This window comes from Thermoplasmata archaeon (assembly GCA_035632695.1).
Lineage (GTDB): Archaea > Thermoplasmatota > Thermoplasmata > RBG-16-68-12 > RBG-16-68-12 > RBG-16-68-12.
Genome location: DASQGG010000112.1, coordinates 1 through 6,270, shown reverse-complemented (window position 1 = coordinate 6,270; position 6,270 = coordinate 1). Strand labels below are relative to the sequence as shown.

Annotated in this window: 8 protein-coding genes; 6 read left to right on the top strand and 2 right to left on the bottom strand. The window is 67.3% G+C overall.

The window, feature by feature from the left end; genetic code table 11:
• Positions 1-539: 539 nt before the first annotated feature.
• Positions 540-1,031 (bottom strand): MOSC domain-containing protein, encoded by a 492-nt coding sequence (locus VEY12_07830; GenBank protein ID HYM40035.1) that lies wholly within the window; start codon positions 1,029-1,031, stop codon positions 540-542.
• Between the two features lie 483 nt (positions 1,032-1,514).
• Here VEY12_07830 and VEY12_07825 point away from each other — a divergent pair, with 483 nt between their 5' ends.
• From VEY12_07825 to VEY12_07810, 4 genes are all read left to right on the top strand, one after another.
• Complete coding sequence (locus VEY12_07825; protein HYM40034.1) at positions 1,515-1,865, top strand: hypothetical protein; 351 nt, start codon at positions 1,515-1,517, stop codon at positions 1,863-1,865.
• A 16-nt stretch (positions 1,866-1,881) separates the two neighbouring features.
• Entirely contained in the window at positions 1,882-2,268 is a 387-nt protein-coding gene (locus VEY12_07820; protein HYM40033.1) for a roadblock/LC7 domain-containing protein, read from the top strand.
• Positions 2,269-2,478: 210 nt separating this feature from the next.
• The gene (locus tag VEY12_07815; GenBank protein ID HYM40032.1) at positions 2,479-2,826 is read left to right on the top strand and encodes a hypothetical protein; all 348 of its coding nucleotides are present in this window, start codon (positions 2,479-2,481) and stop codon (positions 2,824-2,826) included.
• Between the two features lie 117 nt (positions 2,827-2,943).
• The gene (locus VEY12_07810; protein ID HYM40031.1) at positions 2,944-3,795 is read left to right on the top strand and encodes a TrmB family transcriptional regulator; all 852 of its coding nucleotides are present in this window, start codon (positions 2,944-2,946) and stop codon (positions 3,793-3,795) included.
• A 105-nt stretch (positions 3,796-3,900) separates the two neighbouring features.
• Here the strand turns inward: VEY12_07810 and VEY12_07805 are convergent, their stop codons facing one another.
• Complete coding sequence (locus tag VEY12_07805) at positions 3,901-4,341, bottom strand: VOC family protein (GenBank protein ID HYM40030.1); 441 nt, start codon at positions 4,339-4,341, stop codon at positions 3,901-3,903.
• Between the two features lie 571 nt (positions 4,342-4,912).
• On the opposite strand from VEY12_07805, the gene VEY12_07800 reads away from it, so the two are divergent.
• Together VEY12_07800 and VEY12_07795 are read left to right on the top strand one after the other, a co-directional pair.
• Positions 4,913-5,194: an enoyl-CoA hydratase-related protein gene (locus VEY12_07800; protein ID HYM40029.1), complete on the top strand. Its 282-nt coding sequence runs from the start codon at positions 4,913-4,915 to the stop codon at positions 5,192-5,194.
• A gap of 191 nt (positions 5,195-5,385) precedes the next feature.
• On the top strand, positions 5,386-6,270 hold an 885-nt coding region (locus tag VEY12_07795), incomplete at its 3' end, for an amidohydrolase (protein ID HYM40028.1).

The window sequence follows — 6,270 nt, the reverse complement described above, 5'->3', positions numbered from 1 at the left end:
TGGACTCCTCCATGCGCATGGCGTGCGGCATGGCATCCCTCGACGGAGGAACCTATTCGCTCGCCCAGGGAAATAACTTGCGACCATACGCCACAACAGCGAAGCCATTCTTGGTCTTGGCGATCGAGTCCGAGGCACCTCCCTCGAGGGGTTCCGTCGGCCGAAACCCGGCGGACGGAATCGACCGCAGGCTGGACACGATTTGTACACTGCCCCTGTCTAGGGATGGGTCCGGTCCGCGGCAAGCCATGGCCTGGCTTCCTTCACCACCCTGAAAGCGACGATCTTTCCGCGCGCGAGCGAGGGTTCCCGAGGTTTTCTCGGATCGCGATCGGCGGCAGTCCCAACGCTGTGGCGGCGTTTTACTCGCCTTCGCTCTCGCCCGGGCGTCCATCCAGCTCCGCTTGGCGAAGCCGACGGCTGCAGTCGAGACAGTCCACGTCCTACGATGCCGCGGGAGGACCTTGGCCTTTGCGGACCGGGACTGTCCAGGCGGTACCGGAGAGGGTGAGGGCGGTTTGGAGCGCTTCGTGCCTCCTCTACGCGGGTGCGCGCTCCGTGATGGGATCGCCGCGTCGGATGACGCCTTCGCGGAGGACCCGTGCGTACCAGCCCCTTCGGCCCGTCATGACCTGGAGGAACGCAGGACCCTTCGCCGCGCCGACGTACGGGAGGAGGTACAGGTTCGTGCACGGGTCGCATCTCCGGGAGATCTGGATCTCGGCCCGGCCCACGCGGTACGTCGTTCCGGGAGCCAAGCTGGCGTACGGAATCCCCGTCGTCGTGAGGTTCTCCCCCAGGTCGCCGGGCTCGATGGGCCAGCCCTCCGCATTCAGCTCGCGGATCGTCTCCAAGGGCATCAGGAGGAGGGCCGCATCGGGATCGTCGTGCTGCGTTTCATGCCGATAGCGGTTGAAGTCGCCTTCGAGGCCTCCGCGACGCGCCCAGGCGGCGTCCACGGATCCCTTGGGCAGGCCCTCCTCGGTCGGAGTCTCGGGCTTCACGTTGATGCGGTGGACACGGCCTTCCATGGTCCCCGGTATCCGGGCCGCGGACAAGAAGGCTTGCGCGCACCTCGGCCGCGCTGTGGTGTACGCTCGGAAGCGTTCTCGTGTCTGGAGTCCATGGAACTTCTGAGGCGAGGGGTTCCTGCGGTCAGGAACGGAATCCACGGAAGGCCGCCGGGGTGGATCAGGAGGAGGCAGGCGTCGGCGAGCAGCCACCCGAACCGCCCGCGGATCTCGGCGACTCGGATTCCTGGGCGAAGAGCCCCTGAGGAATGGCGGGTAATGTCGAAAACGCTTCATGCGGGGAGGCAGCCTCGGATGCCGTCGTTCCCGCTTTGCCCCGCGGGGTGCGAGGCGTCCGCTCCCCTGGGGTTCGCTCGCACCTGCGCGGAGCGACCGGTAGCGGCCCGCCCAGCCCCGGCACCCGCTCCGGGCAGACTCGGGCAAGTCTCAGGGACGAAAACAAGCGACGCGGGTTGATAACCTGCCATCGGTCCTGCCATCTCCATGAATCCGTCCCAGATGATCGGGAGTCCGTGGGTCACGTACATTGCGGGCGCCGTGACCCTGGCCTATTGCGCCGGGCTCGGGTGGCTCGTCTTCTCCATCTACCGGATGACGCCCGAGCTCCTCCAGCTCCAGCTGTTTCGAAAGGTGCGGGGTCTGCAGAACAGCGTGACGACCATGGGGCTTGGACTCATGGTGTGGATGGTCATGACCACCCTGTTCGTGGCGGACATCACGCTCCCCGACCCCGTCTGGATTCTGGGTCTCGTGTTGGCCGCCGGCCTCCTGGGCCTGGGGATGTACCGATACGCGAGGGTGATGAGCATCCCACGGACCCCGCCCGGGTCGTAAGGCCACAGGGAGGGCTATGACCACCGTCGAGGTCACCTTGAACGCCCAACTGGCGTCGGTCCTGGAGCGGATGCGCCGGTCGGTCGAAGGGATTTCCGCGGTCGGGCTGGCGGATGCGAACGGTCTTCCCATCGCCTTCCTAGGCCCGTCGGCGGAGAAGGGCGCGGCGACGGCAATGGCGGCCCTGCTCGTGAGCGCCGGCCATCGGGCCGCCGAGGCGCTGGGGCTGCCCAGCGTCCGGGAGGTTCATGTCTATGTCGACGGCCCTGTCTTTCTCGTGTGTCCCATCGAGGATCGGTTCACGCTCGTCGTGATTCTGTCCGAGGAAACGAACATCGGACTCGTCCGGCTTGAGATGGAGAAGGCCGCGGCAGAAATCCACGCCATCGTCGCGAGCCGATGAACCCGGCGAGGTCGGAGCCGCAGCGTCAGCGGGTCGGAGATGGGTCGAACGCGGGTCGAGGCGACCCCTTCACTCGGAGGACGCTACAAGCGACGCTAGCGAAACGTGGTCCGGCGAGTCCCCTGCCGCCGGGCGCTTCACGCACTGCCTGCACCTGCCGGGGGCGTGCACACGTCCATCCGGCACTGGGATGTAGAATTCATCGCCTGCATGCCGGACAAAGATCGTTTCCTGGGTGGCCTCGACGTCGTAGGCTACTATCGCACCGGGGGGACCGTCTTCTTCATCTTCCGCCAGGGACGGTATTCGGTCGTGGTAACCGCGGAGCTCACGATGGTCCCATCCGACGACGGAGCCGCCTGGTTCAAGGCGGAATGCGAGTTCCAGGTCCGACCCACCAAGGATATGCTTTCGTACAGGACGGGGAGGGGGCGATGGAGGGAGAGAGGGCAAATCGAGGGCTACGGAAGGAGCGAAGATGAAGCCATCCTGGCGGCCGTAAACCTCTTCGTGGATCGGCTGGGCTCCGATGTCCACGGAGGCGGCCCGCAGGCGTAGCGCGGAGACCGACGGTGTCCGAGGGGCCTGGTCCTCCCCGGGGTCGCAGCTTCGGTCGGAATGCCGTTTGTTTAAGGCGCAGACGCGTCGTAGAGTCCGCCGACGGGCGAACGGGGCATGTTGCCTTACGACGATCGAATCCGGCTCGCCACCTCCCTGGGCCTGAGTCTCTACGAGGCCCGGGCCTACGTCGCCTTACTCGAACGCGGCGAGGCGCGAGCGAACGAGATTGCGACGGCGGCGCAGGTGCCGCGGGGCCGGATCTATGAGGTCCTCGACTCGCTCCACGAGAAAGGCTTCCTCTCCGTCGTGCCCGTCCGGCCACTGCGGTACCGCCCCGTGGCCCCCGAAGAGTTCGCTGCCCGGAGGAGGCAGGAGCTGCGGAAGGCGGAGCGTGAGCTCGAGGATACCGCCTCGAGGCTCATGTCGGAGGTCTCGCCCCGCCCCGCGCCGGGTCCCACGGGCGACTTCCTGTTGTTCCGCAAGCGGAGGGCCGTCTACCGCAAGGCGCGGGAGATGATCGAGGGGGCTCGGACCGAGGTGCTCGTGAGTTCCTCCGAAATGTGCCTCGTGCGAGGTCGGCAGATCCTCCTGGACGCCTACCGCGCTGCGGCGAAAGCGGGCGTCCGCGTCCGCATCCTGGTGAGGGTCACCGGGCCGAATCGAGAGGCCGCGGATGCGTATCGCCGGTTCGCCGAGGTACGGCACACGGAGCTTGGGAACCGGGGGACGTCGATCGTGGTCGCGGACCGCCGAGAGGTCCTCCTGTGCCACTGGAACCCAGACGACGCGGATCCGTTCGTCGGAGACGACGTGGGCCTGTGGTCGACCAACCCGGGGATCGTGCAATCGTTCCACGACATCATCGAGGACGCGTGGAAGAGCGGGATAGATCCCGAGGCCCGTTTTATCGGACCCGAGGCGGTTCGACCGCCCAGCGTTCCCGAGATCGCGGGCGGAGCGTCGTGAACGGGGCGTGGCGCGCGGAACCCCTGGAGAGCCAGAACGCGGACCTGCGCACGCTCGGGATCCCGGAGCCCCTGCGGGTACCCAAGCGGGCCATGGCCCCCGCCGTTATTGCACGTCGAATTCGTTCCCTTCGGGGTCGAGTAGGGTGACGAAGTACTCGTCACCCTCCTTCTGGGCCTGGATCCTCGTCGCCCCGAGCCCGAGGGCGAGGATGCGCTCGACCTCCGCATCCACGCGGCGTCGTCGTTCAGCCTCCGGCGTCTTGCGGCCTCCGCTCGCGTTCACGTCCAGATGCAGGCGATTCTTCGCGGGCTTGGGCGTGTCCATCCTCTGAAAGTAGATCCGCGGGCCTTGCCCTTCGGGGTCGACGACGGCGCTGGCATCGTTCCATTCCTCTTTGGGGACGCCGATGGACGCGAGGAATGCCTCCCATGTCGCGAACCCTTCGGGAGGATCCTGAACCTTGTAGTGAAGGGCCGCGGCATAGAACGTCGAGAGGCTTTGAGGGTCCTTGCAGTCGTAGACGATCTGGACTCCGAGTGCCATGACTCGAAGCGATGCGGTTTCCTACTAAGATCTTTCGGGGAGAGGCCCGGAGGTGGGGTCCGTTCTCTTGAGCGCAGACGGGCGCACGTGGGGCGGCGAGGTCCGCGTGCTCGGCCTCGCACGTGCCTCCACGGAGGACGGCTCGACGCCGAGGCAACGGTGTCGGAGCTCACGACCCGCACCCAGGCGGCAGCACCGAACTTTGCGGAATGGCCCCTCGTCCCTCCCGTGTGGATTGACATCTTCCGGCATGGGAGGCGGCCTGTCCGAAGGATCGTCCGAAGCGCAAGGGGGATGAACGCCCTTCGACCCCCAGGGTGAGGAGCGGGTGCCGACCCGCGGGCCGGATTCCACGGACGCGCGGGTGTAGGTTGGTACTGTCGGAAGCCGTTTATCCCTGGATCCGCCTGCTGGATGGGAGCGATCTCCCATTTCCCCGGAGGCCGCCGGAGTTGCGCCCCGTGCGCGCTGGGTTCCGGCGGCCTCCACCCTTTGTGGTCCCCGAGCCGATTCGTGGGATCTCGGTACTTCCATCGACCTCGGGGAGCCGGAGGAACGGTCGCCCACGCTGGTGGCCATATCGGCGGAGGAGGCGTTGGCCCTCGGTCTCGTGCACGCGGTCGTCCCCAGCGGGGACCTCCATGCGCGCACCTCGGCGCTGGCCACGGACCCCGCGACGAAGAGCCGTCCCGCTCTGATGGCGGCCAAGCGCGCCTTGAATCAGGTATCCGAATTGCCGTTGCGGGCGGGTCTCGAGTACGAGCTCGACAATTGGACGCTCCTGTTTGGCAATGAGGGACAGCGAGAGGGCATGACCGCCATCTTGGAGCGCCGAAAGCCCAAGCACGCGTAATCCGCCCGACGAGAGGAAGGGGAAGACGTCTGAGGTCGTCGGCCGAACGCGGATCGGCCCACGTTTGCCGTGAAATCGAACGCTTCGCTGCGCACGCTCACGGTGCTTCGAAGACCTCTGCCTGGACGACGCCCGACCTCGCCAAGTTCTTAAATACGGATGGGGAACTCGACCGTGGGGCGGTGAGCGCGATGCGCGGGCTGACGTTGGAGGACTCCTGGGAGCTGGCGTTGAAGATTCACGACCTCGCGGAAATCGGGAGCGCCGAGGTCCGGTCGAGTTCCATGCTGGTCGACCTCCTCCGGGACCACGGCTTCGAGGTCGAGTGCCCCTACAAGGGCATCCCCACCGCATTCCGGGCGGAGCGGCGCGCGGGCTCGGGGACGCCCGTGGTCGCGTTCCTCGCGGAGTACGACGCCCTCCGGGGGATCGGCCACGCCTGCGGGCACAACCTGATCGCCTCGTCCGTGGTCTCCGCGGCCATCCAGGCCAGCACGGCCCTCCGGAACGGACGGGTGGTCGTGATCGGGACCCCCGACGAGGAGGGCAGCGGCGCGTGGGCGGGCTCCAAGATCCTCCTCGCGGACCAAGGCGCGTTCTCGGACGTGGACTTCGCGATCACGTCCCACCCCGGGGACCGCTGGGTCGCGGCGGGGCAGACCCTCGCGGTCCAGGACCTCGAGGTCACGTTCCACGGGGTCGCGGCCCACAGCGCGGCGAATCCCGAGGAGGGCCGGAGCGCGCTCGACGCGGCCCTCCTCACGTACACGGCGGTGAACATGCTCCGGCAGCACGTGCGGAGGGACGCGAACGTTGTGATCCATGGGGTCCTCCGCGAGGGCGGGCAGGCCTCCAACGTGACCCCGGACAAGGCGGTCCTCGTGTTCGGGATCCGGTCGTCCGACCTCGCGTACGAGGAGGCGTTGATCGAGCGGTTCCAGGAGATCGTCCGGGGCTGCTGCCTGGCCACGGGGACCACGTCGGACGTCGCGTTCGTGGGTCCCCTGTTCTCCACCACGAAGGTGAACCGCACGCTCGCCGGGTACATGCAGAAGTGCCTCGTCCGGCGGGGCGTG

Excerpts from the sequence above, each read along its gene's own strand:
- VEY12_07830 (HYM40035.1), bottom strand. The coding sequence starts at position 1,031 with ATGGAAGGCCGTGTCCACCGCATCAACGTGAAGCCCGAGACTCCGACC.
- VEY12_07825 (HYM40034.1), top strand. The coding sequence starts at position 1,515 with ATGAATCCGTCCCAGATGATCGGGAGTCCGTGGGTCACGTACATTGCG.
- VEY12_07820 (HYM40033.1), top strand. The coding sequence starts at position 1,882 with ATGACCACCGTCGAGGTCACCTTGAACGCCCAACTGGCGTCGGTCCTG.
- VEY12_07815 (HYM40032.1), top strand. The coding sequence starts at position 2,479 with ATGCCGGACAAAGATCGTTTCCTGGGTGGCCTCGACGTCGTAGGCTAC.
- VEY12_07810 (HYM40031.1), top strand. The coding sequence starts at position 2,944 with ATGTTGCCTTACGACGATCGAATCCGGCTCGCCACCTCCCTGGGCCTG.
- VEY12_07805 (HYM40030.1), bottom strand. The coding sequence starts at position 4,341 with ATGGCACTCGGAGTCCAGATCGTCTACGACTGCAAGGACCCTCAAAGC.